The organism is Amycolatopsis sp. CA-126428 (assembly GCF_002904335.1).
Lineage (GTDB): Bacteria > Actinomycetota > Actinomycetes > Mycobacteriales > Pseudonocardiaceae > Amycolatopsis.
In genome coordinates this window covers 30,564-54,952 of record NZ_PPHF01000148.1, presented here as the reverse complement: position 1 = coordinate 54,952, position 24,389 = coordinate 30,564, and the positions used below count along the sequence as shown (strand labels likewise).

The following is a 24,389-nucleotide window of genomic DNA, read 5'->3' as shown; positions in this document are numbered from 1 at the left end:
ATGTAGCGCAGCTGGTAGCGCATCACCTTGCCAAGGTGAGGGTCGCGGGTTCGAATCCCGTCATCCGCTCGGGGTTGAAGGGGTCATGTCGGCGGAAAGCGCCGATATGACCCCTTCGCCATTTCACCCGGGGGGCCGAGCCCCCCGGACCCCCCACGGTGCCTTCGTCAGACTTTTGGAGGGTTCCCCGCCCTGCTCTGGCCGGACTTTTGGGGTGTGCCCCGGCTTTGGCCGAATCAGGCCTTGGGACCCGGTTTTGGCTGGGTTTGTGGGGCGTCGGGGGGCTGGGTCAGAGTTCGTAGGTGTCGAGGATTGTGGGGGCCACCGGGGTCAGGTGGGCGTCTTCGCGCTCGGTTACCTGGCCTCGGGCCATTCGGTAGACGCGGAAGTTGTTGTCGTTCTCCGTGTCCTGGTCGTCCCACGTGTGCAGCAGGCCGTACGAGCCCGGTGCCAATTCGCCCGTGCGGGTGAACAAGTCGAGGAGCTCGGGAGCTATCGGGCCGCCGTGCTTGTCGAAACCGCCGAAGTGGAGCATGGGCATCCCCGCGCTCCAGCGGAGGTCGACCAGATCGAAGTCGCCCGCGTCGCGGATCGCGCGGTGCACGCGGTCGACCAGGCGCTCCAGGAGCGCCGCGTCGTCATCGCCGCTCGCGGTCGCCTGGATGGTCACCCAGCCGTGATATTCGAACACCCGCAGAACGGTAGCAAGAGACCGGCCGGCGGCTCAGCGGGCCAGCTGGGACGGCTCTGCGGGGGTCCGGGTGGCGGAGCCCCCGGCCCGGGGCGAAGCCCCGGTTGTCTCAGCCGGCTTCCCGTCACGGCGCAGCACGTTCGACAGCACGCCTTCGCCCAGCCGCTCGAACGCTGGCACCAGCTTCTCGCCGAACACGCACAACGTCCGCTCCCACGGGTGCCCGAGCGTGCCGTAGGAGAAGTCCGCCGCCAGGAACAAGTGGTAGTCCGCACGCGGGAACACCGGCACCGGCCACCGGGCGCTCCCGGACATCAGGTGCGGGCGGACGCGGTAGGACTGGTGCTGCCAGTGCAGCGCCCACATCCAGTCGTCCGGGCCGCAGACCTCCCGGAACGCGGCCAGCGCGATCGTCGCGACCTGGTGCTCCTCGACCGCGTACGGGCCGAGGCGGAACTCCGCCGAAGCGCGGTCCAGGTTCCCGGGCGAAAGGTCCCACGTCCGCGACGGCACCGGCTCCCGGAACCCCGGCCAGGCGTGCGCGTAGGTGCTCGGCCAGAACGCCAGCTTGTCGTACACCCAGTACCAGGCCGGCTCGTCGACGACGCGGGAGACGGCTTCCCAAGCAGCATTCACGGTTTGAGACCTCGAGTCGGCCAGGCGCGGAAGAACACGCGAAAGCTTCGTGTTCGGCCTCCGGTTTGTCCAGTCCCCGTCCGCCCGCCGCGAACTGTGTCACTCATCCGGGTGGGTTCTGCCAAGTTGTCACCATGCGGATCGTCTTCGTCCACGGCGCGTTCGTCCGCGACGGCGCGTGGTGGTGGCAACCGACGGCCGAGGTGCTCGCCCGGCACGGTCTGCGCAGCTCAGCGGCGGTGCTGCCCAGCTGCGAGAGCGAGCCGCGCGGCGACCTGCACGCCGACGCGGAAGCCGTCCGCGCCCTGCTCGACGCCTCCGGCGAGCCCGCGCTGCTCGTCGGGCACTCCTACGGCGGCATGGTGATCACCACACTCGGCGACCACCCCGCGATCCACCGGCTCGTCTACGTGACGTCGTTCCTGCCGGACGTCGGCGAGGCGCTCGCGGACTTCGGGACCGGCGAACCGGTGCACGTCAGCCACGGAGACGGCACCGCGAGCGTCCGGGAGGAGCTGGTGCGGCCGCGGTTCGCCCAGGACTTCGACGACCGCACGTACGCCGCGGCCGCCGGCCGCCTCACCCGCCAGAACGAGGCGGTGTTCGGCCAGCCGGCGACCCGGGCGGCGTGGCGGGAAGTCCCGTCGACCTACGTCGTCTGCGGCGAGGACCGCGCGACGCTGCCCGAGACCCAGCGGGCCCAGGCGGCGCGCGCCACCGACGTCGTCGAACTGCCGGTGGCGCACCACCCCTTCGTCACCCGGCCGGACCTGGTGGCCGGGGTGCTGCTCAGGCCGCGTCCCACAGGGTGAGGAACGCCGAGGCCTCGCTGCGGGCCCAGGGCTGCAGCCGGGCCCGGTCCCGGGCGGAGAGCTGGTACTCCTTCCCCCGGCGGACGTCGATCACCAGCGCCTCGCCGCCGGGCAGGATGTCGGGCATCGCCTCCTCCAGCACCCACAGCGCGAGCTGCGCCGACGCCTTCGCCAACGGCTCCTCCTTGAAGTAGAGCCAGGTCGCGTACCGGCGCCCGTCGCTCTTGCGCAGCCCCATCTGCGGGCTGACGCCGATCTCGAGCTCGCCGATGCGGCACCGGCCGCGACCCACTTCGACCAGCCTCGGCGACTTGCGGCCGAGGTACCGCAGCCAGCCCTCGGCGATCGCCGCGTAGTGCGGTTTCGTCCGCTCGTCGGCGGCGTTGACGAGCGCGCGCAACGCGACCTCGTCCTGGTTCGCCGCCCGGCCGGAGCGCACCGCGTTGGCCGCCCGCCGGTAGTAGTTGAACGCCGCCCGCGCCGGATCTTCGTACTGGCGGCGCTGCCGCCGGACGAACGACGACCGCGACGGCCCGGAACTCGCGCTGTAGCCCACGAACGTGGACAGGGTGATGTAGGCCATGGCCCTGCCTTCCTCCATCACGCCACCCGCGGACGCGGGCGGCATCTCCCCTGGACAACGCCCATTTTAGAACATATGTACGACAGTTTTCGGGGTCCTGACGGGTGACGGCGGGCGGGGACCCGGCGCCCGCTCGGCCCGGACTATGGTTGAGGCGTGTCGGTGCACTTGGAAGGCGGAAAGCCGGATAAGCGGGTCCGGCCGCTGAGCGTCCACGAGGCATGGCTGCCGAAGGACCACTCGATGTACCGGCCGCGCCACGGCCGTCAGCAGACGGCCCTGATCTGCGCGCTCGTCTTCTTCCTGGCCCCGATGGTGTCGCTCGGCGTGTTCGGCAGGCCGGCGGCGTTCGAAAACCACCAGCTCCACGACTTCCCGAGCCTGTCGGACGGCTGGGGGTTCTTCAGCGGGCTCAGCGCGTGGGCCACCGACTGGCTGCCCGGCCGCCAGGCCGCCGTGCAGGCCGAGGACGCGATCAGCCGGTCCGTGTTCGGGGAACCGCCGTCACTCGGCTCGCAGGGCACCCAGCCCGGCGTCGGCCCGGTCGCGAACCAGCCGCCCGCCCGGCCGGAGACCGGCCCGGTGCAGGGCCAGACGAACAGCAACTACCCGCCGGTGGTCGAAGGCCGGGACGGCTGGCTGTACCTGGGCAACGACATGTACGCCAAGTGCAACCCGATCATCCCGTCCGCCGACGTGATCGGCGAGCTGATCGGTCTCCGTCAGGCCGTCGAAGCGTCGGGACGGCGGCTCGTGCTGATCGTCCCGCCGGACAAGTCGGACATCTTCCCCCAGTTCCTGCCCGACCAGTACGCCGGCAAGGACTGCGCCCCGGTCGCCGCCCGGACGATGTGGCAGCGGCTGGACACCGAGGTCGGCTACCTGGACCTGCGGCAGCCCTTGCTCGCCGAGTCGCGGCGCCAAGGTGCCCCGATCTACTTCAAGCAGGACACCCACTGGCAGTTCCACGGCGGGCTGACCATGGTCCGGGCGCTGGCCGAGAACCTCCGGCCCGGGGTGACGAGGACCTGGCGGACCGCGCCCAAGGAGACGTTCGACAAGCAGACCGACCTGCCGCCGCTGATCGGCCGCACCGGCAGCGAGCCCGCCGTGCTGGAGTCGCTGGCCCCGGACGGCGGCGCGGACCGGACCCGCACGTTCTTCGGCCAGCCGAACACGAGCCCGATCGAGTTGCACGGCCGGCCGGCCACCGGGACCGTCTCCGACAAGGTCGCGATGATCGGCGACTCGTTCACCGGCTTCGCCAACATGTACCTCGCGGCCGCGTTCACGGACCTGACGATCATGCACTCCGACTACGTCCAGCAAGACGCGTCGGCGGCCGCGGCGAAGCTCGTCGACAGCGACGTCGTGGTGATCGAAATCGCCGAACGCAACCTCATCGGCGGGCAAAGCCCTATCCTGGCCCCCGCCGTGGTCAAGACGCTGAGCGAACAGCTCGCGAACCACCCCCGGCGATGAGCGCGGCACCGCGCACGGACGAAGGAACAAGATGATCGAGCGGGAGCTGCCGTGGCTCGCCGGCGTGGACGCCGCCGGTGCCTCGGTGACCGCCGACCGGATCTCGGTCGGCGGCTGGCTGGTCTCTCCGGCCGGCCCGGACGGCAGCACCGTCCGGATCGGCGGCCGGGTCGCCACGGTGCACTGGGAGCGTGGCACCGACGCGGTGCCGGGCGTCCCCGCGGACTGGCCGGTCTGGACGTGGCGGGCGGAGGCCGAGTGCGACCAGCCGGTCGGCGCGGAAACGACGGTCACCGCGCCCGACGGCACCGAACTGAGCCACACGACCGTCTGGCCGGAGAGCAGCTACCGCGAGCCCGCGCCGCTCGGCGAGATCGACTTCCCGGCCGCCGACGCCGAGATCGCCGGCGACCTCATGGTCGTCTCGGGCTGGCTGCTGCTCGACGGCAAGCTGCCCAGCCACGTGGAAGTCGACGTCGAAGGCGCCGCACCGCAGCGGGCGCGGCTGATGCTGCCCCGGCCGGACGTCACCAGCGCCCTGCCCGGGCAGATCCGGCAGGCCGGGTTGAGCGGCTACGAAGCCCGCATCGCCCTGCCCCAGGCCCCCGGCGAAAGCCGCAAGGTGGCCTACCGGGTGCGTGCGTGGACCCGCGACGGCCGTGAATGGACCTCACCCACCCGGTACGCGACGCTGCGCAGGCGGCCCGTCAGCCGGCGCGACGCCGAGGCCGTCGAGCGCTCGACGGCGTTCACCGAAGAGCTCCTCGGCCGGGTCAAGGCGGCGGTCGACACCGACCACGTCCTGGTCGTGACCCACAGCCTGCGCGTCGGCGGTGGCCAGTTCTGGCTCAGCGAACTGCTGCGCCACCTGGCGGGCCCGCACGAGCACAAGATCACGCTGGTTTCGCCGGAAGACGGTCCCCTGCGCACCGAGCTGGAAGAGCTGGGCGTCACGGTGCACGTCACCGGTCACCACCGCGTCCAGGACGCGGTCACCTACACCGCGTACGTCGGCGAGCTGGCCATGCTGGCCACCGCGTCCGGGGCGGGCGTCGTCCTGGTCAACACGCTCGGGATGTTCGCCGGGGTCGACGCGGCGATGCGGGCGGGCCTGCCCGTCGCGTGGGTCATCCACGAGAGCTTCAGCCTCGAGGACTTCGCGTACCTGAACTGGGGCATGGACGCGCTCGACCCGCTGGTCCGCGCACGCTGGGAACACTGCCTGTCGGACGCCGACGCGCTGCTCTTCGTCGCCGACGCCACGCGCGAGATGTTCCTGCCGTGGTCGCGGCCGCGCCGCTGCATCACCGTCCGGTACGGCATCGACCTCGCCCCGGCCAAGCAGGCGCTGTACACGACGAAGGAAGAGGTCCGGCGGGAGCTCGGGCTGCCGGAGCGGGCGACCGTCCTGGTCAACATCGGCGTGAGCGAACCGCGCAAGGGGCACGCCCCGCTGCTGCTGGCGTTCGAGCAGGTCCGGACCACCCACCCGGACGCGCACCTGGTGATCGTCGGTACCCACGAATCGCCGTACTGCGACGCGCTGACGGACTACGTCGAGGCGGCCGGGCTGGGCGGCTCGGTCAGCCTGGTGCCGATCGTCCGCGATCCGCTGCCGTGGCTGCGCGCGGCGGACCTGTTCGTCAACAGCTCCGACATCGAGTCGCTGCCGCGCTCGATCCTCGAGGCCATGGCGTTCCGGGTGCCGGTCGTCGCCGCCGACGTGTTCGGCACCCGGGAGATCGTCAGCGACGGCGAGAGCGGCTGGCTCTTCCTGCCCAACGACCTCAACGCGCTCACCGTGGGGCTGTTGCGGGCGCTGGACACGCCGCCCGCGGCCCGCGAGCGGATCGCCGAGCGCGCGCTGGCCGGCGTCGGTTCCTTCCTGGACTCCGCGCACTACGGTCAAGAGTTCTCCACCATCCTGAACGGCCTCGCCCGAGGCACCGGTACCGAGGAACGGCACGCATGAGCGAGCTTGCGAGCGAATCATTCGACACTGCGCTGGCCGCTCAGGCCGCACCGAGCGTCAGCGAGGGGTGCGCATGAGCTCCGAAGAAGGCCCGATCACCCCGGCCGCCGACGAACCGATCGAGTACGCCGTTCCCGCGTCCGTGCGCGCCGAGCTGCTGCAGCTGCGCGCGGAGCGCTCGGTGCTGATGGCCGAGCGCGAGCGCCTGCTCGGCAGGCTCCGGGGCGCCGACGCGGACCTGCGCGAATCCCTCCGCGTGCAGGAACGGCTCGCCGAAGAAGCCCGCACCAACGACGACCTCCGCCGTCAGGTCGACGAAAGTTCGGAGGCGCGCGTCGAGCTGGACGCCCTGCGCCGCGACCGCGACCTCGCCCGGCAGGAGCTGGAGCGGACCCGGACCGAGCGCGACCAGCTCCGGATGGACCTGCTGCAGGCCGAGCTCGCCCTGCACGGCGCCGACCTGCCCGAGGTCGTCCACCACGACGAGCGGGAAGCCGAGCAGCTGCGCCGCCGGGTCGCCGAGCTCACGCAGGAGCTCGAAGCGCACCGCCACACGCTCAGCTGGCGGGTGACCGCGCCGCTGCGCACCGTGCGCCGGAAGACCCTCTGACGGTGGCCGACCCCCGACTCGTGCTGGCGTCCGCGCCGGGCGGCAGCTCGTTCATGGAGGAGCTCCTCGAGGTCGTCGCCGACGCCGTGCGCTCGGTGGGCGGCCGGGCCGAAACCCACCTCGGGCCGCTGCCCGAAGAGGACGACGACACGGTGTTCGTCGTCGTCCCGCACGAGTACCTGGTGGTGCTGCCCGAGCACCAGCGCCCGCGGCCGGACCAGCTGCGGCGGACGATCGCGTTCTGCGTCGAACACCCCGGGACGCGCACCTTCGACACCAGCGCCGGCCTGCTGCCGCAGTTCGGCGGGGCCGTGGACATCAACGCCGACTCGACGGACGAGCTCGTGCGCCGCGGGCACGACGTCCGGCGGTTCCAGCTCGGCTACACCCCGCTGTGGGACCGGTGGGGCGGCGACCCGGACAGCCCGCGCGACATCGACGTCACCTACCTGGGTACCGCCGAACAGCGCCGCTCGGCCCTGCTGGCCCGTGCCGCGCGCGATCTGGACGGCCTCGAAGTGCGGCTGCTGACCCCGCCGCACGAACCGATGGTCAAGCCGCGGCCGGACTTCCTGATGAGCCGCGCGAAGCACGAACACCTCGCGCGCAGCCGCGTGCTGCTGAACCTGCACCGGGAAGCGTCGCGCGCGCTGGAGTGGGTGCGCGTGCTGGAAGCGGCGTGCAACGGCTGCGTCGCGGTCACCGAGCCGAGCCGCGACCTGGCGCCGTTCACCGCGGGACAGCACCTGGTGGTCGCCAGGGAGACGGTGGTCGGCGCGGCCACCGCGGCGCTGCTGCACGAACGCGGCCTGGAGCGGTCGATCCGCGCCGAGGCCTACCGCTTCGTCCGCGAAGAGCTGGACATGGGCCCGTCGGCCCGGCGGCTGCTCGAACTGGCGGCGGACCTGGCGGAACGGCACCCGGCACCGGCCCGCTCGGACCGGCCGCCGCGAACGGCACCGGTGGTGCGGCCGCCGTCCGAGACGCCGCTGGCCGTCGACACCCCGAGCTGGGACCCCCGGTTCCGCGGCGAAGCGTCGCTCGGCGCCGAACCCGGGCCGGACCGGCAGCTCGCGGCGCGGCTCATCGTCGAACGCACGGAAGCCGCCCGGCGCACCGACGGCGTGCTCAGCACGCCGGCCGCGCTGCCGCTCGCGCCGAGCGCCGGGAACCGCGTCGACGACCTCGACGTGCTGATCGTGCGACGCGCGGGCGACCCCGGTGTCATGGCGCTGGTCGACGACCTGGCCCGCGGAACCGCGGTGCCGTCCCGGGTTCTCGTGTGCCAGGACGGCACCGCGGAACCCGCCGGGCCGAAGCCCTACGACCTGCTCCACCACCCGATCGCCCGCGGCGCGGGTTACGCGTACAACCGGCTGCTGGCGGGCTCGCGAGCCGACCTGGTGCTGGTCCTGGACGCGGGCATGCGATGCTCACCGCACTTCGTGGCCCGCTTGCTGGCCGCGGTGCGCGGGGACGCGGACCTGGCCCACTGCCCGGTCGCGGACCCGGTGGCCGGCCTGGTCGGGGCGCTTCCCCCGGAAGCGCGGCGGCTGGCGCGGCTGCCCTACCTGGGCAGCGGGTACCTGGTGCGGCGGACCGTGCTCGACCGGCTGGGTGGCTGGCCGGACGACCCGTGGCTGGAGGGACTCGAACACCACGGCCTCTGGCGGGAAGCCGCCGCCCGGAACGCCCGCACGGTGCTCGTGCAGCAGGTCCTGCTGTCCCGGGTGGTGCCCGATCCGCCGGCCCGGCCGGTCGACCTCGATCCCCAGCGCGCCTGGGCCGCGACGAAAGCGAAACGGTAGGAAATGGACGCAACCGAGACCACGGACGTGCTGCCGGTGATCACCGGCGAGCGGCGTGCCGAACCGGCGCAGGCCGCCACGAAGGCCGACCCGGAGCAGGGTCCGCTTCCGGCGTTCATCCCGCAGCTGACCGGGGTGCGCGCACTGGCGGCGCTGTGGGTGCTGGCGTTCCACTTCCGCCCCGAACTGGTCTCGTCGTTCCCGTTCCTGGGCCGGCTGGCCCCGCTGTTCGACACCGGTTACCTCGGCGTGGACCTGTTCTTCGTGCTCAGCGGCTTCATCATGACCTACACCCACCTCGACCGGATGAGCGAACCGTGGACGCCGCGCAAGGCGCTCGGTTTCCTCTGGCTGCGGCTGAGCCGGATCTGGCCGGTGATGCTCCTCGTGCTGCTCGGCTGGGCGCTTTACCGCGCCTACTCGCTGCAGGTGAACAACGACGCGAGCCTCCAGGCGGCCGCCAGCCCGGCCCGGTTCCTCGAGCACGTCCTGCTGATCCAGGGCTGGTTCATCGAGCCGGACCAGTGGAACCCGATCGACTGGTCGCTGAGCGCGGAATGGCTGGCGTACCTGGTGTTCAGCGTCGCGGTCGCCGTGCTGGCCAAGATGCTGAAGACCGTGCGCGTCCGCTCGCTCGTGCTGTGCGCGCTGGTGTCGGTGGTCCCGATCGTCGCGATCGGCGTCACCATGGAGGACGGCAGCGACCTGCTGCTGTTCCACAACGCGCTGGTGCCGGGGATGATCCCGCTGCGCGTGCTCACGGAGTTCTTCGGCGGCGCGTTCACCGCGTTGATCGTGCTGCGGTACGGCCGCTCCGCGCGGCTGCCGTGGTTCCTGCGGCCGACGGTCGTGTTCGTGGTGATCGTCGCCATCATCTTCCTGGTGCACCACTTCGACTCGTTCCGCCGCTTCAACATGGGCCTCGACTGGCGGATCAACGGCCACATCATGTGGGGCTCGGCCGAGACGGTGGTCGTGGTACCGCTGTTCCTGCTGCTCATCGGCGGGCTGGCGATCGGCAACCGCGAGCCGATGGCGTGGCTGCTGCGGACCAGGCTGCTCGTCTGGGGCGGCAAGGTCTCGTTCGCGCTGTACCTGGTGCACTGGCTGGTGATCGACGTGATGCGGCACGTCATCCAGATCAAGCTGAAGCTCACGGACGTGCCGACCAGCTGGGAGTACCGGCTGATCGTGCTGGGCTTCCTCGCGCTGACGATCCTCATCGCCCACGTCCTGCACCGCTTCTTCGAGGAGCCGACGCGCCGCGCGATGCGGCGGATGCTGCCGGATTCGATGCGCGCCTGAGCGTCAGCGGCCGGACGGTTCGGCGAGCCGGACCGTCCAGGCCCGCGTCAGTTCTTCGGTCCGCGCGGCCAGGTACTCCGGGTCGCACCGGCCCGCCTGCCGGACGGCCTGGAACCGCGCCTCCGCCGGCACGACACCGAGCACGACCGCTTCGGCCAGGCCGAGCCGCTCGCAGAGGTCGCGCACGACGTCGCCCACGGTCGGCCCCTCGGCGTGCCCGGACCGAGCCAGTTCGTCGGCGGTGATGAGGATCCCGCGGGCGAGGACGTCCTCCGCCGAGCAGCCGTCGACCGACCATTCGAGGTCGATCGGGACGAGCCCCGATTCCGTCACGAGCAGGTTCTGCGGGGTCAGGTCCCACAGCCGCGGGCCCAGCTCGCCGGCCCGGGCGAGCACGGATTCGCGCCACCGGCCGAGCAGGTCCGTCAGCCGGCCGGGTTCCGCGCGCACGACGTCGAGCACGGTCGGGGCGTCGATCACTTCGTCCACTGTGGACACGACCCGGACGCCGTGCGCCGAGCCGGGCCGGTCGGCCAGCGGCGTCCGGCGCACCCTCAGCGTGCCGCCGCCGCGCTCGACGACCGACCGGGTGCAGAAGTCCGCGGCCCGGTCGGTGCTGAAGAACGCGGCCGGCGTTTCGCGCGGCCAGACCCGCGGTTCCGCGTCCTTGCCGGCCAGCACGAGGAAGGAATTGCCGTGCTGCGCGGCCAGTCCGGCGTCGACGAGCTCGGCCCAGACGCGCTCCTCGTCCGCGACGCGTGCCCCGGTGCCCGCCCAGTCGGGACTGGGAAAACCGGGCAGCTGCTTGGCGAGCCGCGGATGGGTGGCGAAGAGTTCGTCGGTGAGCAGAGCCCGCGTCAGCTTGTAGTCCGGGAAGGCGCCGAGCACGGTGGTCCCGGTGAACCCGGATCGCTCGACGAGGCCGGTGAGCCGGGCGCGGGAGAACGTCCGGGCCACGCCGCCCGCCGGATAACCGGCCACGCCGTCCCACGGCAGTCCGGTGTGGTCCTCGGGGGCTCCGCAGAGGTACTTGACGCCGAACTGGTTCTCGATCGCGAGCACCAGCGTCCCGCCCGGCCGGAGCCGCGCGTGCGCCGCACGCAGGAAATCCGTGTAGCGGTCGTCGTCGTTGCTGCCCGCGCCGACGTATTCGAGCACGCCGATGACCACCACGACGTCGTACGCCTCGACGGCCGGGACGTCGTCGATCCCGCCGACGAAGACTTCGACGTCGCCGAAGTCCCGGGTCCGGGCGCGCGCCCCGCGGGCCCGGCTCGGCACCGGTTCGACGGCGTCCACGAGCCGGCACCGTTCCGCCAGGTAGCTGGTCACCGCGCCGGTGCCGCAGCCGATCTCCAGCACCGCGGCGCCGGACGGCAAGTCCAGCGCCCGCAACACGTTCGCGCGGCCGTGGTCGAGGTGGTAGCGCTCCGGCCAGGTCCGCGCGGCCAGCGTCAGCTCGTCACTGAGCGAACCGCGGTCCTGCGCGTTCTCCAGCAGGGCGGTGACCAGATCTTCGGCCCCGTCGGAGTAGTCCGAGACGCCGGTGGACAACACCCGGCAGCCGTACTCGTCCGGCTCGGCACCGGCCCGGAGCGGCGTGGTCACCTGCGCACCGGTCACGAGTTCGGAACGTTCTCCAGCATCGCCTTCATGACGCCTTGGAACTCCTTGGTCACGGCGGTGTCGGTGGCCGGAGCCTGGTTGACGTCCACCCGGATCACCGCGACTCCCGAGACGTACACGGCCCGGTAGGTCGTGTGGTCCGGCAGGACCGCCTTGAACACCCCGACCGACTGCGGGAGCCCGGCGCGGTCGCCGACGGGCTGGAGCCCGGTGCCGGAACCCGGCCGCTGCAGCGTCTGCGCCAGCCGCTCGGCGTCCGCGACGCTCTTGGTGTTCACCAGCAGGACCGTGTAGTCGAACGGGTTGTTGGTGGACGCCTGGCAGCTGACGTACGCGGCGCCGGCCACCTTGATCGAGCTCGCCTCGGCCGGGTTCAGGAACTCCTTCTGCACGGCTTCGTCGACGCTCATCGTGCCGTTCTTGTCGCTCGCCTTGCCGGGCATCGGCGGGACCCGGGTGGGCGCGACGCTCGGCGGCGGCGGGGTGGTGCTCGGCGCGGTCGTCGTCGGGGTGCCCGTCTGGCCGGCGACCGGCGTCGAGTCGCTGCGGAGCCCGAACCACCAGATGGCGAACCCGGCGAGCAGCACGACCAGCACCGCCGCGACGATGCTGATGACCTTCTTCTTGCCGGACCCGCTCTTGGTCTCGAAGTAGGACTCCGGACCCTGGCGCATCCAGCTCAGGTCGTTCGGGTTGTGCGCCGGCCCGCTGTCGTCGGTGCCCCACGGCGGCGCGGCGGACCCGTGCGGCACCTGGTTCCAGCCCGGCTGGGCGGGCGGCTGCTGCGAATAACCCTGCTGGTAGTTCGGCTGGTACTCGCCGGTGTTGCGGACGACCTGCGTGCGCTCGGGGTTGTCGTCGGTACCCTGCGGCGGCGGCGCGAACCCGCCGGGCGGCGAAAACGGCTGCGCCGGCACGGGCGGCACGTAGGCGGTCGCGGCGGGGTCACCCGGCCGTGGCTGCTGCGCCTGCCAGGCAACGGCTTGCGTGCGTTCGGCGTCACCGGGGTTCGGCTGTGGTGTGCCGCCCGGCGGGCTGACCGGGGCGATCACCTGGGTCTCGTCGGCGCTCGACGGCGCCGGCGGCTGCGGTTGCTGGTCCTGCACTCCAACGGCCGAGGAAAGCACCTGGTCACGGCGTGCCCGATATTCGTCGGCGGACAGCTGACCAGCCGCGAGCTCCTCGTCCAGCCGTCGCAGCTCCTCCTGCCAGGACACCAGGAGCCCCCTTATTCCGGTCCGATCGGCCGGCCACGGCCGGCCGACACACTTCGCCTGTTCAACGACATGCACATTGTGCACTTCGAGGTGGTTCGACCACCCCTCGGGTCGGCTTGTCACCCGGCCTTCGCGGGCATCCGCTCAGCCGGGGGGCAAGACGGTCGTCACGGTGTTGCGGATCGCCTCGAGCCGGGACCGCAGCGGAGCCGAGTCGGCGGTGCCCGACTGGGACACGCCGATGCCGACGACCACCGCGCTGGAGGCGTACCAGAGGATCCCGACCCAGCCATCGGTCCCGCGCTGGGTGTACATGAGGTCGTCTTCGGTCGGGCCGAGCCGGGTCGCCGCCAGCCGTGCGCCGGAGAGGTTCTGCCGCAGGCCCGTCACCAGGTGCTTGGCGTCGTAGACCGACAGCGTCGGGATCGCCATCAGCAAGTTGCCGTCGCGGGGCTTCGCGGGATCGGACGACGCGCGGAAGACGACTTCCTTGCCGTTGTTGGCCCGGATCTGCTTCGCGTCGGCCGCGGTGATCACCTTGGCTTCCAGCGCCTTGTCGATCGACATCGTCGAATCGGCGGGGTTCGCCTTGCCGGGCAGGGCGGGCAGGCGCTGCTCGAGCGTCAGCGACGGGTCGACGACACCGTTCGTCTGCGGCGGCGCGCTCGACGACGCTGCCGGCGGCGGCGAGGCCACGTTCGAAGGCTCGGCGTCCTTCTTGCCGAACCAATAGATGCCGCCGGCGACGAGGCCGGCCACCAGCACCACGGCGAGGGTGATGAACAACCAGGCCGGGACGCCCCGGCTCGGCTCCTCTTCACCGGCCGGGCCGGTCTGCCACCGGTGCCGCCCGGCCCCTTCCGGCTCCGGGACCGGCGGCTCCGCCGGCCCGGCCCCGCCGACGACCGGCGGGAAGCGGCTGGGCGTCGCGTGCTGCTGGTTCGGGCCGTCGACGCGCAGGTAGCGCGTCGGCACGATGTCGGCCGGGCTCGGCGCGGTGGTCATGTGGTCGGGCAGTTCGGGGATGCCGGGGATGCCGCCCGGCTTGGCCGCCGACGGCGCGCTGCGCATCCACGGCCGGTCCTGGGGAGTCGGCGGCCGCGCAGCGGCGGCCTGTGGCGGCACGATCGGGGCCGGCGTCGGTCCGGCCGGCCGGTCGTACGCCGGGTTGGCGCTCTGCCAGGACCGATTGCCCGGCCGGCGGAGCGGTGAAGGCACGGGCGAGGGCACCGTCGAGCCCGAGGCGGCGGCCAGCAGCTCGTCACGCTGCTTGCGGTGCACCGAAGGCTCGATCCGTCCGGCCGCCAGGTCCGCGTCGAGTCGGCGCAGATCATCCTGCCAGCTCATCTTCGACCCCCATCCGGCGTTCGGGGCAACAGTCTGGCACGGAGGGCCGACCTGCGAGGTTGCGGTTTGTGGTTGATCCGCAACGTAGCGGAGAACGTGGCCTTTGTGGAGGGTCATCCGGGCGTACTCGGCATCGGGTTCCGGTCCCCCGGAAGTGTGACGTCGGCCGTGTCGGTGAACACCGTCCCCCTCCCGGCCGCCTTCTGAGCAGAGCATCGGCCGGGAGAGGAGGCGCCGTGATCTGGATTTGCCTGGTCGGCGTCCTCGCCGTGGTGTTCCTGGTGCGGGCGGTCCGCGTGGTGCGCCGGGTCAGGCGGGACGGCGCGGTGTGACGAGCCCGGACTCGTAGGCCAGCACCACCAGCTGGGCGCGGTCGCGCGCGCCGATCTTCGTCATGATGCGGCTGACGTGGGTGCGCGCCGTCGCCGTCGAGATCACCAGGTGCGCGGCGATTTCGTCGTTCGACATCCCGCCCGCGACCAGGCCGAGCACCTCGCGCTCGCGGTCGGTGATCTCCCGGACGGCGCTGGTGTCGATGCGCCGGTTTTCGGGGCGGCCGACGAACTCCTGGATCAGCCGGCGCGTGACCGTCGGCGCCAGCAGCGCTTCGCCGCTCGCGACGACCCGCAGCGCGCGCAGCAACTCGACCGGCTCGGTGTCCTTCAGCAGGAACCCGCTGGCGCCCGCGCGCAGCGCCTCGTAGACGTACTCGTCGACGTCGAAGGTGGTCAGCACCAGCACCTTCGTCGCGGCGAGGTCCGGGTTCGCGGTGATCCGGCGGGTGGCTTCGAGACCGTCGACGCCGGGCATCCGGACGTCCATCACGACGATGTCGGGGTGGTGCTCGATCGCTCCGGAAACCGCTTGCTCGCCGTCACCCGCCTCGCCGACGACCTCGAAGCCGTCTTCGGTCTCCAGCAGCACGCGGAACCCGGCGCGGACCAGGACCTGGTCATCGGCCAGCAGGACGCGGATCATGCTTCCCCCTCGATCGGTAGCTCGACGCACACTTCGAAGCCGCCGTCGACCGGCCCGGCGGTGCACCGGCCGCCGAGCGCCGCGGCGCGTTCGCCCATCCCGCGCAGACCGTGGCCCGGCGCCGGCTGCGCGGTGCCGCGGCCGTCGTCGCGCACCTTCATCGTGAGGGCCCCGGCCCGGCGTTCGAACCGGACGTCGACGTGTCCCGGCTGGTCGGCGTGCCGGACGACGTTGGTCAGCGATTCCTGCAGGATCCGGTAGGCGGCGGCGTCGACCGGGGCCGGGAGGTCGCCGGGTTCGCCGTGGACGTCGACCGTGAGCCCGGCGTCGCGGGCGTGGTCCAGCAGCTCGCCGGCCTGGGCGAGACTCGGGGCGGGCGCCTTGTCCTCCCCGGACCGCAGCACGGTCAGGGTGGCGCGCAGGTCCTTCAGCGCGGACGCGCTCGCCGCCTTGATGTTCAGCAGCGCCTCTTTCGCCTGCTCGGGCCGCCGGTCGGCGACGTGCGCGGCGACCCCGGCCTGGACGTTGATCATCGCCAGGCTGTGCGCGACGACGTCGTGCACCTCGCGGGCGATGCGCAGCCGTTCCTGCTCGGCGAGCCGGTGGCGGTGCTCGTCGGCCTGGCCGCGGCGGGCGGCGAGCGCGTCGAGCTGGTACCGGACGGCGGTGCCGACCCCGATCACGGCGGTCAGCCAGACGACGAGGAACGCGGCCCCGGTTTCCAGCGCGAAAGACCTGGTCGTGATGACGTGCACGACGTAGGCGGCGGCGAGCGCCGAGGCACCGGTGATGCCCGCGGTGAGGGGTCCGCGCTGCCGGGTCAGCACGAACAACGCGATGGTCGGGACCACGATGACCGGGCCGCCGGGCAGGCCGGAGGTGTAGTAGCCGAACGCGGACGCGGACGCGACCAGGAAGAGCGTCAGCGGGAAGCGGTGGACGAGCAGCAGCGTCAGGACGGTCGCGGCGAGCCACGCGAAACCGATCGGCGTCAGCGACGACGCCCCGGGCTGCCACCGCGACAACGCACTGGTCGCCCCGATCACGAAGACCCCGACGACGACGGCGCGCGCCACGCGTCCTGCCCACGGAGGCCTTCTCATGCCGCGAAACTACCGGCCGCGGCCAGGCTGCGCGTCCGTCTCGAAGCGCACTGCGGACGTACGCCGTCAGTCGAACAGCAACGGCAGCTTCGCCGCCGTTTCCTCGTCGGCCGGGGTGTAGGTCGACACGGTGATCTCGGACCGGCGGCCGTAGTGGAGGTAGGTGAAGTTGAACTGGAGCAGCCCGACGTCCGGGTGCAGGTACCGCTTGGTGCGGATCGGCTCCGAGTTGACGTCGTGGTGCGGCCACAGCTCGGCGAACAGCGGCGATTCGGCCTTGAGCCGCTTCACCAGCTGCTTCCACGCCGGCTCCGCGACGTGGTCGGCCATCGCCGCGCGGAAGGACGCGATCACGCGCGGGATGTTCGCCTCCCAGTCGAGCATCCGCTTGCGCCACTCGGGGTTGAGCAGGCACTGGACCAGGGTGTTCCGGTCGCCGAACGGGATGGCGTCGACGTCGCCCATCAGCCAGGAGTAGCCGCGGTTGTAGGCCAGCAGGTCGCAGCGGGCGTTGCGGACCGCGACCGGGTACGGCTCGAGCTTCTTCAGCATCAGCTCCATCGCCGGAGTGATGACCTGGCAGTCCTTGTCGTTCTCCGGTTCGGGCGCACCGGCCAGCCGGAAGAGGTGGGTGTGCTCGTGCGGGTCGAGCCGCAGCGTGCGGGCGATCGCTTGCAGGACCTGCTCGGACGCGTTGATGTCGCGGCCCTGCTCGAGCCACGTGTACCAGGTGACCCCCACGCCGGCGAGCTGCGCGACCTCTTCGCGGCGCAGCCCCGGCGTCCGGCGGCGCCCCATGATCGGGAGGCCGACCTGCTCGGGCGTGATCCGTTCACGCCGGCTCCGCAGGAACCTCGCCAGCTCCTGGCGGCGGAGTTCGGATTCGACGGCGGTGGTCATGGTGCCAGGATGCCACGCCTCCGAAACTGGTACCAGGTAGTAGCGGTACCCGGATAAACACCAACTGGTACCAGTTTAAGAACGGGTCGATCGTAGTACTCATGACCACGACCTCCCTTGCGCCGGATCCCACCGGCGCCCCCGCCCGGCCGGGACTGACCCCCGCCGGCCTGGTCACGGTGCTGCTGGGGGCGGCACTGCCGATCATCGACTTCTTCATCGTCAACGTCGCGCTGCCGACCATCGACGCCGACCTCCACGCGTCCACCGCCACCCTCGAACTGGTGGTCGCCGCCTACGGCATCGCGTACGCGGTGCTGCTGGTGGTCGGCGGTCGCCTCGGCGACTCGTTCGGCAGGCGGCGGCTGTTCTTCTGGGGCCTTTGGCTGTTCACCTTGACGTCCCTGGCCTGCGGACTCGCCCCGACGGCGGGCACGCTGGTGGTGGCCCGCGCCGCGCAGGGGGCGGCGTCGGCGCTTCTGCTGCCGCAGGTGCTCTCGATCATCCAGGCGACGACGTCCGGCGAAGAGCGTTCACGCGCCCTGGGGCTGTTCGGCGCGACCGGCGGCCTCTCGACGGTGGTCGGCCAGCTCCTCGGCGGTGGCCTGGTGGCGGCGGACCTGTTCGGCACCGGCTGGCGGCCGATCTTCCTGGTGAACGTGCCCATCGGCCTGGTGGTGCTCCTGCTGGCCCGCCGCCTGCCCGAGAGCCGCGCGCACAACCCGCTGGGCGTCGACCGCCTCGGCACGCTGCTCCTGGGGGTCACGCTGCTGTCGCTGCTGGTCCCGCTGATGGAAGGCCGGGCGCTGGGGTGGCCGGCGTGGACGATCGCGCTGCTGGCCGTGTTCCCGTTTTCCGCCGCGGCCCTGGTCCACGTCGAACGGCGCCTCGAGCGGACCGGCGGCACGCCGCTGCTGCCGCCGTCGGTGCTGCGCCTGCCGAGCGTCCGGCGCGGGCTGATGGTGGCGATCCCCTTCTTCGGCGCGTTCGGCTCGTTCATGTTCGTCTACGCGATGACCCTGCAGGAGGGCCTGCACTTCGGGCCGCTCGGCGCGGGCCTCGCGCTGACGCCGCTGGCGGTCGCGTACTTCACGGTGTCGATGCTGAGCAGCCGCCTGGTGGCCCGCTACGGCCAGAAGGTCGTCCCGCTCGGGGGCGCGATCACGGCGGTGGGCATGGTGGCGCTGCTCTGCACGACGCTGTCGACGTGGCCGCACGTGACGATCCTCGACCTGGCGCCGTCGATGGTGGCGATCGGCGTCGGGAACGCACTGGCGATGACGACGCTGTTCCGGATCGTGCTGTCCCACGTACCGACCGACCTGGCCGGCGTCGGCTCCGGCGTGATGACGACCAATCAGCAGACGTCGCTGGCGCTCGGCGTCGCGACGCTGGGGAGCCTGTACGCGGCGCTCTCGGGTTCGCTCGGCAGCCGGGACGCGTTCGCGCTGGTGATCGGCCTGGTGGCGGTGCTGGCGGCGATCGTCGCGATCACCGGGCGGCGGCTGCCGGACCCGCGGGTCTAGAAATCCGGGATTCACCCGTCGGAAAAACCGGCTGCCGGACGACTATGAAGGTGTGACGGAACCTCGGGTACGACCGGACCCGGCCTTCGCGCTGCTCGGGCTGTACGAGACGGCCCTGCCGGAGGTCTACGGGTACCTGCTGTCCCGGTGTGGCGACCGCACGCTCGCCGAGGAGCTGACGTCCGAGACGTTCCTCGGGGCGGTCGCCGCCTGTCGCAAGGAGTACGCACCTCCAGTGAGCACCGGGTGGCTGATCGGCGTCGCCCGGCACAAGCTCGCCGACCACTGGCGGCGCAAAGAGCGTGAGGAACGCGGACTGCGGCTCGTGCACGACAGCGAGCCGGACGTCGAGGACCCGTGGGACGAGCGGCTCGACGCCCTGCGCGCGAGACAGGTGCTCGAGTCGCTGGGGTCGCACCACCGGGTGGCGCTGACCCTGCGTTACGTCGACGGCCTCGGCGTCCCCGAGGTCGCCGGCCACCTGGGGCGCAGCGTGCACGCCACCGAGGCGTTGCTCGTCCGGGCCCGTGCCGCGTTCCGGCGCGCTTACGAGGAGAAGGAGGGTCGCGATGCCTGAGCCTTTCGACGCGCTTCGCCGGCCCTCCGAGCGGGTCGCCCCCGACCCGGACTTCGCCGCCGAACTACGCGACGACCTGCGTCGCGCGATCTTGAACGGAGCCGATATGACGACCACTTCGGAAGCGCCGGCCGGCCACGCCGCCCTGCGTTCGCTGACGCCCTACCTCGCCGTTTCCGACGCCCGCGCGGCACTCGACTTCTACGTCGAGGTGTTCGGCGCCGTCCGCCGCGGCGAGCCGATCCTGATGGACGACGGCCGCATCGGGCACGCGGAACTGGCCATCGGCGACGCCGTGCTGATGCTCGCCGAGGAGTACCCGGAGATCGGCCACGTGGCCCCGCGCGAAGGGGGCGCGTCGGTGCGGGTCGAGGTCACGGACGTGGACGGTTCGGTGGCTCGCGCCCTGGAGCTGGGCGCGACGCTGATCCGCGCGGTGAGCGATTCACCGTACGGGAGGGGCGGCTCGTTCCGCGACCCGTACGGCCAGCGCTGGCTGGTCTCGCAGGCGGCGACCCCGGCCGCGGGCCCTCGCCCGGCCCGCCACGGCGAGGCCATGTACTTCACGTTCCAGGTCCCGGAGGCTTCGCCGGCGAAGGCCTTCTACGGCGCGGTGCTGGGCTGGCAGTTCACGCCGGGCTCGACGACGGACTCGTGGGGCTTCTCGGGGCCGGGTCTCGAGGGCGGGTTGTGGGCCGGGGACCGTCAGGTGGGCTGGAAGCTGATGTACGCGGTCGACGACCTCGAGTCGGCGATGGCGCGGGTGCGGGAACAGGGCGGGCAGGCCGGGGAGGTCGAGCACCACCCGTACGGGAACACCGCCGACTGCACCGACAACCAGGGCATCGAGTTCTGGCTGTGGGAGCAGCCCGGCCGGTAGCGCCCCTTCCCCCGGCTGTGGCGGCCTGTCTGGGTCACCTCTCAAGCCCCCACCCTCTCCGGGGGGCGTCCCTGGTCCAGCGTATCGGGAGTGGGCTGCACAAAAGGGTGATGCCGCGAATCTGTGGATAAGCGGAGGCGTTGTGGACAACTCGGCCGTTCGGGGCCGGCCCGGGAAGTGAGGAATCCCATCCGCCCGGCCGGGCTTTCGGGCGCACACTCGGAAGCATGGCCGGGCAATGGGTGCCGCGTGACCAGGATGAGCTGACCGCGGGTTGGCGGTTGTGGCTCGAGCTCGGCTCGCCGGTGTGGCCCCGGCCGGACTGGGATGGCAGTCCCGACGAAGCCGTGCGGGGTCTTCGGGAACTGCTTCAGGCCTGCGACGACGTCCTCGCCGAGTACCTGGCCGCGGGTGGGTCGGCCGAGGCGGAGGTGGCCGGGCTCGTGTGGTCGCTGCATCCGGCCGCCGGGTGGATCCGGGAACTGTGGGCGGGCGACACCACGCCGCTCGACGGGGAACGGCTTGCGCTGCTGCACGGCGATCTCGCCGGGTTTGCCGAGCACGCCCTCGGCGTGCGTACCTTGCTCGCCGAGGGCGGGGGCTGGAGTTCGCTGACGCTTTAGCGGCCGGCCGCGTACCCCTGCATCCCGCGTGCGTTCGCCGCCGCTCGCAACAACCCCTCGGAGCGGGAAACCGCGGACAGGCGGCCCAGGGCCCAGTCGCCGGCGTCGATCACGGCGTGACCGCGCTCGCGCAGGGCGTCCAAAGTGGACGAACCCAGCCGCGACTCCACCACCAGCTCGCGGGGGTTCCACGAGCGCGGGTAGAACGAGCTCGGGAACGCCGTCGTGTGCCACGCCGGCGAGTCGATCGACTCCTGCAGGTTGAGCCCGCCGTAGACGTGGGCCAGCCAGAAGCACAGCTGCCACTGGTCCTGCTGGTCGCCGCCGGGAGTGCCGAAAGCCAGCGTCGGAACTCCGTCGCGCAGGGCCAGGGACGGCGACAGCGTGATGCGCGGCCGCTTGCGGGGGGCCAGCGAATTGGGCAGGCCCTGCTCCAGCCAGAACATCTGGCCACGGGAATCCAGGCAGAAGCCCAGATCGGGGATCGTCGGGCTCGACTGCAGCCAGCCGCCGGACGGCGTCAGCGAGACCAGGTTGCCCGCCGCGTCGACGACGTCGAGGTGGACCGTGTCGCCACGCGTCTGGCCCTGGGGACCGACCGTCGGCTCGCCCGTGGCGCCGCCCTCCGACTGCACGCCCTGCAGGGAGTCCAGGATCGCCGGGAGACGTGCCGGGCCGCGAGCGTCTCCGGGGCGAAGCTCGGGGGACGCCGCGTCGGTGATCAGCGCGCGCCGGGCTTCGTTGTAAGCAGGGGAAAGCAGCACGTCCAGGGGGACGTCGGTGTCGCCGTACCAGGCCTCGCGGTCGGCGAAGGCCAGCTTCGCCGCTTCGGTCGCCAGGTGCACCGTGCGCTCCGACGGAATTCCGTCCACATAGGACAGCTCGTCGCGGAAGCCGTGCAGGAGCAGGGCCTGTTGCAGCAGCGCCGGTCCCTGCGTCCAGCCGCCCATCTTGACCAGGCGCCAGTCACCGACGTCCACGAAGGCCGGGTCTTCGTATGACGCCGACCAGGACGCCAGGTCCTCGCCCGTCAGCAAGCCCGCGTGGTCGCGGCCCGAATCGTCGCGGAAGGCCGTGCGGCTGAAGGACTCGATCGCCTCCGCGACGAAGCCCTGTGACCAGGCACGACGTCCCACGTCGAGCTGCGCCTCCCGCCCCGGGACGGACTCCGCCTCGCGCAGCAGCCGCTCCCACGTGTCGGCCAGCGCCGGGTTCCGGTGCAGGCCGGTGGCGGGCTTGCCGTCCGGCATCCAGAGCGCGGCGGACGTCGGCCAGTGCTCGGTGAACAGGCGAGACACGGCGCTGATCGTGTCGCTGACCCGCGACACCAGCGGGACGCCGTTGCGCGCGTAACCGATCGCGTACTTGAGCACCTCGCGAAGCGACTTCGTGCCGTAGTCGCGAAGCAGCATGAGCCAGCCGTCCCACGCACCCGGGACGGTCGCCGGGAGCAGGCCGCTGCCCGGGATCAGGTCCAGCCCCAGCGACTCGAAGTGCGAAGCGGTGGCCCCCGCGGGCGACGGGCCTTGGCCGGCCAGTGCCCGCGGGGTCGGGTCGTCCGCCGTCACGAAGAGGCCGGGCACCTGGCCGGCCGGGCCGCACAGGTGCGGCTCGGCGACCTGGAGGACGAAGCCGGCGGCGACCGCCGCGTCGAAGGCGTTGCCGCCGTCCTCCAGCACCGCCGTCCCGGTGGCCGAAGCCAGCCAGTGCGTCGATGCCACCATCCCGAAGGTGCCGGTCAGCTCCGGCCTCGTCGTGAACATGCCCCGATAGTACGCATTGCTAAGGAACTTTTACCAGGTTGCCGGGCGACGCCGTTCCGGCTCGTACGGCTGCGTGATGATTTCCATCCCGTTGCCGCCGGGATCGAGGAAATAGACGCCACGCCCGCCGTGGTTGTGGTTGATTTCGCCGACCTGCTTCCCCATCGGGTCGGCGTGGTAGGTCACGCCGGTTTCGACGAGCCGCGCGAAGACGGCGTCGAAGTCGTCCTCGGGGATCAAGAAGCAGTAGTGCTGCAGGCGCAGGTCCTCTTCGGGGACGCTCGCGAAGTCTAGCCGGACGCCGTTGCGCGTCTCGACGGGGATGAACGGGCCCCATTCCTCCCCGGCTTCGAGGCCGAGCAGGTTCGCCAGGAATTCGGCGGATTCCCGGTTGTTCCGGGACGGGACGATCAAGTGGTTCAATTCAACGGAAACGGATACTGACACGGTTGAAATGCCTCCGGGGCACTCCCGCCACCTCCATGCCTCACCCAGCCGGTGACCGACACGCGATGCCGTGCGGCCAGCCTAACCAAGATCCCGTTCTCAAGAAACCTTGATTCGCGCCGCCGCCCGCGGCCGGCCGACACCCTGCCAGGACAGCCCCGCGTCGACGATCACCCGCGGGTCGAGCAGGTTGCGCGTGTCGACGACGTCGATGCCCTCCATCAGCTCGGCCATCGCCGCCCAGTCGAGGTGCTTGAACTCGGCCCACTCGGTCAGCACGACGACGGCGTCCGCGTCCTTGGCGACCTGGTAGGCGTCGTCGACGACGGTCATCCCGGCGATCTCGCCGTCGATGGCCGGGTCGTAGGCGATCAGCTCGGCGCCCAGCGCGCACAGCACCGACGAGACGGCGAGCGCGGGTGAGTCGCGCAGGTCGTTGGTGCCCGCCTTGAACGCCAGGCCGAGTACGCCGATCCGGGCGCCGGCGAGCGTCCCGCCGACCGCGCCGGCGATCTTCGCGACGATCCGGTCGCGCTGGGCCAGGTTCTCGTCGATGGCGGAGGTCAGCATGGTGAAGTCGTAGTTCACGGACTCGGCCACCTTGACCAGCGCGCTGGTGTCCTTCGGCAGGCAGGAGCCGCCCCAGCCGGGGCCGGGCTTGAGGAACGTCCGCCCGATGCGCCGGTCGTACCCCATGCCCTCGGTGACGAGGTCGATGTCCGCGCCGAGCCGTTCGCACAGCTCCGCGATGGAGTTGACGTAGGAGAGCTTCAGCGCGAGGTAGCAGTTCGCGGCGTACTTCACCAGCTCCGCGCTCGCCGCGTCGGCGACGACGACCGGCGCGTCCAGCTCGGCGTACAGCTCGCCGACCCAGCGCGCGGCGGCGAGGTCGTCCGCGCCGACGACGATCCGGTCCGGGCCCAGGAAGTCGGCGACCGCGGTGCCTTCGCGGAGGAACTCGGGGTTCGACACCACCGGCACGTCGGTCCGGCCGACCAGCGCCTGGATCCGCTTCGACGTCCCGACCGGCACGGTCGACTTCGTGACGAGCGCGCAGCCGGCGGGCAGGACGTCCCCGATCTCGGCCGTCACCGCCTCGACCGCGCGCAGGTCGGCGGAGCCCCCGGCCTCCATCGGCGTCGGCACGCAGAGGAACACCGCCTGCGCGTGGCGGACCGCGTCCCGCGCGCCGACGACGAACTGGAGGCGCCCGGCGGCGATCCCGCGGTGCACCAGGTCGGCGAGCCCGGGTTCGAGGATGTCGACGCGGCCCGCGGCCAGCCGCGAGACCTTCGCGCGGTCGACGTCCACGCACGTGACGAAATGACCCAGGCTGGCCAGGCAGGCCCCCGTGGTCAAGCCGACGTATCCGGTTCCTACCACCACGATCCGAGCTGGCGTCATGCTGCTGAAGGTGACACCCGGAGTTGACCACGACGCTAACGGGAACGGTCGCCCCCGAGAGCGGTGAGCGAAGACACGAACCTCCACCTGTTTTCGGGG

22 protein-coding genes are annotated in these 24,389 nt (G+C 71.8%); 10 read left to right on the top strand and 12 right to left on the bottom strand.

Annotation, left to right across the window (positions count from 1 at the left end; genetic code table 11):
- Window positions 1–289: 289 nt before the first annotated feature.
- Both C2L58_RS36540 and C2L58_RS36535 read right to left on the bottom strand, forming a co-directional pair.
- Window positions 290–691: an immunity 7 family protein gene (locus C2L58_RS36540; RefSeq protein ID WP_103342209.1), complete on the bottom strand. Its 402-nt coding sequence runs from the start codon at window positions 689–691 to the stop codon at window positions 290–292.
- A gap of 33 nt (window positions 692–724) precedes the next feature.
- Complete coding sequence (locus C2L58_RS36535) at window positions 725–1,327, bottom strand: DUF2716 domain-containing protein (RefSeq protein WP_103342208.1); 603 nt, start codon at window positions 1,325–1,327, stop codon at window positions 725–727.
- Window positions 1,328–1,461: 134 nt separating this feature from the next.
- On the opposite strand from C2L58_RS36535, the gene C2L58_RS36530 reads away from it, so the two are divergent.
- Complete coding sequence (locus C2L58_RS36530; RefSeq protein WP_103342207.1) at window positions 1,462–2,139, top strand: alpha/beta fold hydrolase; 678 nt, start codon at window positions 1,462–1,464, stop codon at window positions 2,137–2,139.
- Here the strand turns inward: C2L58_RS36530 and C2L58_RS36525 are convergent.
- Entirely contained in the window at window positions 2,117–2,740 is a 624-nt protein-coding gene (locus C2L58_RS36525; RefSeq protein ID WP_233226143.1) for a hypothetical protein, read from the bottom strand. The two genes, C2L58_RS36530 and C2L58_RS36525, sit on opposite strands and share 23 nt — an antisense overlap.
- A gap of 138 nt (window positions 2,741–2,878) precedes the next feature.
- Here C2L58_RS36525 and C2L58_RS36520 point away from each other — a divergent pair, with 138 nt between their 5' ends.
- From C2L58_RS36520 to C2L58_RS36500, 5 genes are all read left to right on the top strand, one after another.
- Window positions 2,879–4,204 carry an alginate O-acetyltransferase AlgX-related protein gene (locus C2L58_RS36520; RefSeq protein ID WP_103342205.1) on the top strand — a complete coding sequence of 442 codons (1,326 nt, stop codon included), beginning with the start codon at window positions 2,879–2,881 and terminating at the stop codon, window positions 4,202–4,204.
- Window positions 4,205–4,235: 31 nt separating this feature from the next.
- Window positions 4,236–6,176 carry a glycosyltransferase family 4 protein gene (locus tag C2L58_RS36515; protein WP_103342204.1) on the top strand — a complete coding sequence of 647 codons (1,941 nt, stop codon included), beginning with the start codon at window positions 4,236–4,238 and terminating at the stop codon, window positions 6,174–6,176.
- A gap of 73 nt (window positions 6,177–6,249) precedes the next feature.
- The gene (locus tag C2L58_RS36510; RefSeq protein WP_103342203.1) at window positions 6,250–6,786 is read left to right on the top strand and encodes a hypothetical protein; all 537 of its coding nucleotides are present in this window, start codon (window positions 6,250–6,252) and stop codon (window positions 6,784–6,786) included.
- Between the two features lie 2 nt (window positions 6,787–6,788).
- Window positions 6,789–8,594, top strand: coding sequence for a glycosyltransferase family protein (locus C2L58_RS36505; protein WP_233226142.1), 1,806 nt, complete (start codon window positions 6,789–6,791; stop codon window positions 8,592–8,594).
- 3 nt (window positions 8,595–8,597) lie between these two features.
- Entirely contained in the window at window positions 8,598–9,899 is a 1,302-nt protein-coding gene (locus C2L58_RS36500) for an acyltransferase family protein (protein WP_103342202.1), read from the top strand.
- A gap of 3 nt (window positions 9,900–9,902) precedes the next feature.
- On the opposite strand, the gene C2L58_RS36495 is transcribed toward C2L58_RS36500, so the two are convergent.
- The 6 genes from C2L58_RS36495 to C2L58_RS36470 form a co-directional block, all read right to left on the bottom strand.
- Entirely contained in the window at window positions 9,903–11,507 is a 1,605-nt protein-coding gene (locus C2L58_RS36495; RefSeq protein ID WP_158264223.1) for an SAM-dependent methyltransferase, read from the bottom strand.
- A gap of 11 nt (window positions 11,508–11,518) precedes the next feature.
- Window positions 11,519–12,742 carry a hypothetical protein gene (locus tag C2L58_RS36490; RefSeq protein ID WP_103342200.1) on the bottom strand — a complete coding sequence of 408 codons (1,224 nt, stop codon included), beginning with the start codon at window positions 12,740–12,742 and terminating at the stop codon, window positions 11,519–11,521.
- A 144-nt stretch (window positions 12,743–12,886) separates the two neighbouring features.
- Window positions 12,887–14,089 carry a hypothetical protein gene (locus tag C2L58_RS36485; protein ID WP_103342199.1) on the bottom strand — a complete coding sequence of 401 codons (1,203 nt, stop codon included), beginning with the start codon at window positions 14,087–14,089 and terminating at the stop codon, window positions 12,887–12,889.
- Between the two features lie 309 nt (window positions 14,090–14,398).
- Entirely contained in the window at window positions 14,399–15,067 is a 669-nt protein-coding gene (locus tag C2L58_RS36480) for a response regulator (RefSeq protein WP_103342198.1), read from the bottom strand.
- A complete protein-coding gene (locus C2L58_RS36475) occupies window positions 15,064–16,170 on the bottom strand; it encodes a sensor histidine kinase (RefSeq protein ID WP_199191626.1) in 1,107 nt (368 codons plus the stop codon). Before C2L58_RS36475 ends, C2L58_RS36480 begins: the two co-directional genes overlap by 4 nt.
- 66 nt (window positions 16,171–16,236) lie before the next feature.
- Window positions 16,237–17,070 carry a helix-turn-helix transcriptional regulator gene (locus tag C2L58_RS36470; RefSeq protein ID WP_103342196.1) on the bottom strand — a complete coding sequence of 278 codons (834 nt, stop codon included), beginning with the start codon at window positions 17,068–17,070 and terminating at the stop codon, window positions 16,237–16,239.
- 101 nt (window positions 17,071–17,171) lie between these two features.
- On the opposite strand from C2L58_RS36470, the gene C2L58_RS36465 reads away from it, so the two are divergent.
- The 4 genes from C2L58_RS36465 to C2L58_RS36450 all read left to right on the top strand — a co-directional run bounded on the left by C2L58_RS36465 (window position 17,172) and on the right by C2L58_RS36450 (window position 20,676).
- Window positions 17,172–18,596, top strand: coding sequence for an MFS transporter (locus C2L58_RS36465; RefSeq protein ID WP_103342195.1), 1,425 nt, complete (start codon window positions 17,172–17,174; stop codon window positions 18,594–18,596).
- Between the two features lie 52 nt (window positions 18,597–18,648).
- Window positions 18,649–19,173 (top strand): RNA polymerase sigma factor, encoded by a 525-nt coding sequence (locus C2L58_RS36460; protein ID WP_103342194.1) that lies wholly within the window; start codon window positions 18,649–18,651, stop codon window positions 19,171–19,173.
- The gene (locus tag C2L58_RS36455) at window positions 19,166–20,053 is read left to right on the top strand and encodes a VOC family protein (protein ID WP_103342193.1); all 888 of its coding nucleotides are present in this window, start codon (window positions 19,166–19,168) and stop codon (window positions 20,051–20,053) included. The genes C2L58_RS36460 and C2L58_RS36455 overlap by 8 nt, the downstream gene beginning before the upstream one ends.
- A gap of 227 nt (window positions 20,054–20,280) precedes the next feature.
- The gene (locus C2L58_RS36450) at window positions 20,281–20,676 is read left to right on the top strand and encodes a hypothetical protein (protein WP_103342192.1); all 396 of its coding nucleotides are present in this window, start codon (window positions 20,281–20,283) and stop codon (window positions 20,674–20,676) included.
- On the opposite strand, the gene C2L58_RS36445 is transcribed toward C2L58_RS36450, so the two are convergent.
- The 3 genes from C2L58_RS36445 to C2L58_RS36435 form a co-directional block, all read right to left on the bottom strand.
- Entirely contained in the window at window positions 20,673–22,439 is a 1,767-nt protein-coding gene (locus tag C2L58_RS36445) for a gamma-glutamyltransferase family protein (RefSeq protein ID WP_103342191.1), read from the bottom strand. The two genes, C2L58_RS36450 and C2L58_RS36445, sit on opposite strands and share 4 nt — an antisense overlap.
- A 30-nt stretch (window positions 22,440–22,469) precedes the next feature.
- Window positions 22,470–22,853 carry a VOC family protein gene (locus C2L58_RS36440; protein WP_233226141.1) on the bottom strand — a complete coding sequence of 128 codons (384 nt, stop codon included), beginning with the start codon at window positions 22,851–22,853 and terminating at the stop codon, window positions 22,470–22,472.
- 132 nt (window positions 22,854–22,985) lie between these two features.
- Window positions 22,986–24,290 (bottom strand): UDP-glucose dehydrogenase family protein, encoded by a 1,305-nt coding sequence (locus tag C2L58_RS36435; RefSeq protein ID WP_103342189.1) that lies wholly within the window; start codon window positions 24,288–24,290, stop codon window positions 22,986–22,988.
- Window positions 24,291–24,389: the final 99 nt, after the last annotated feature.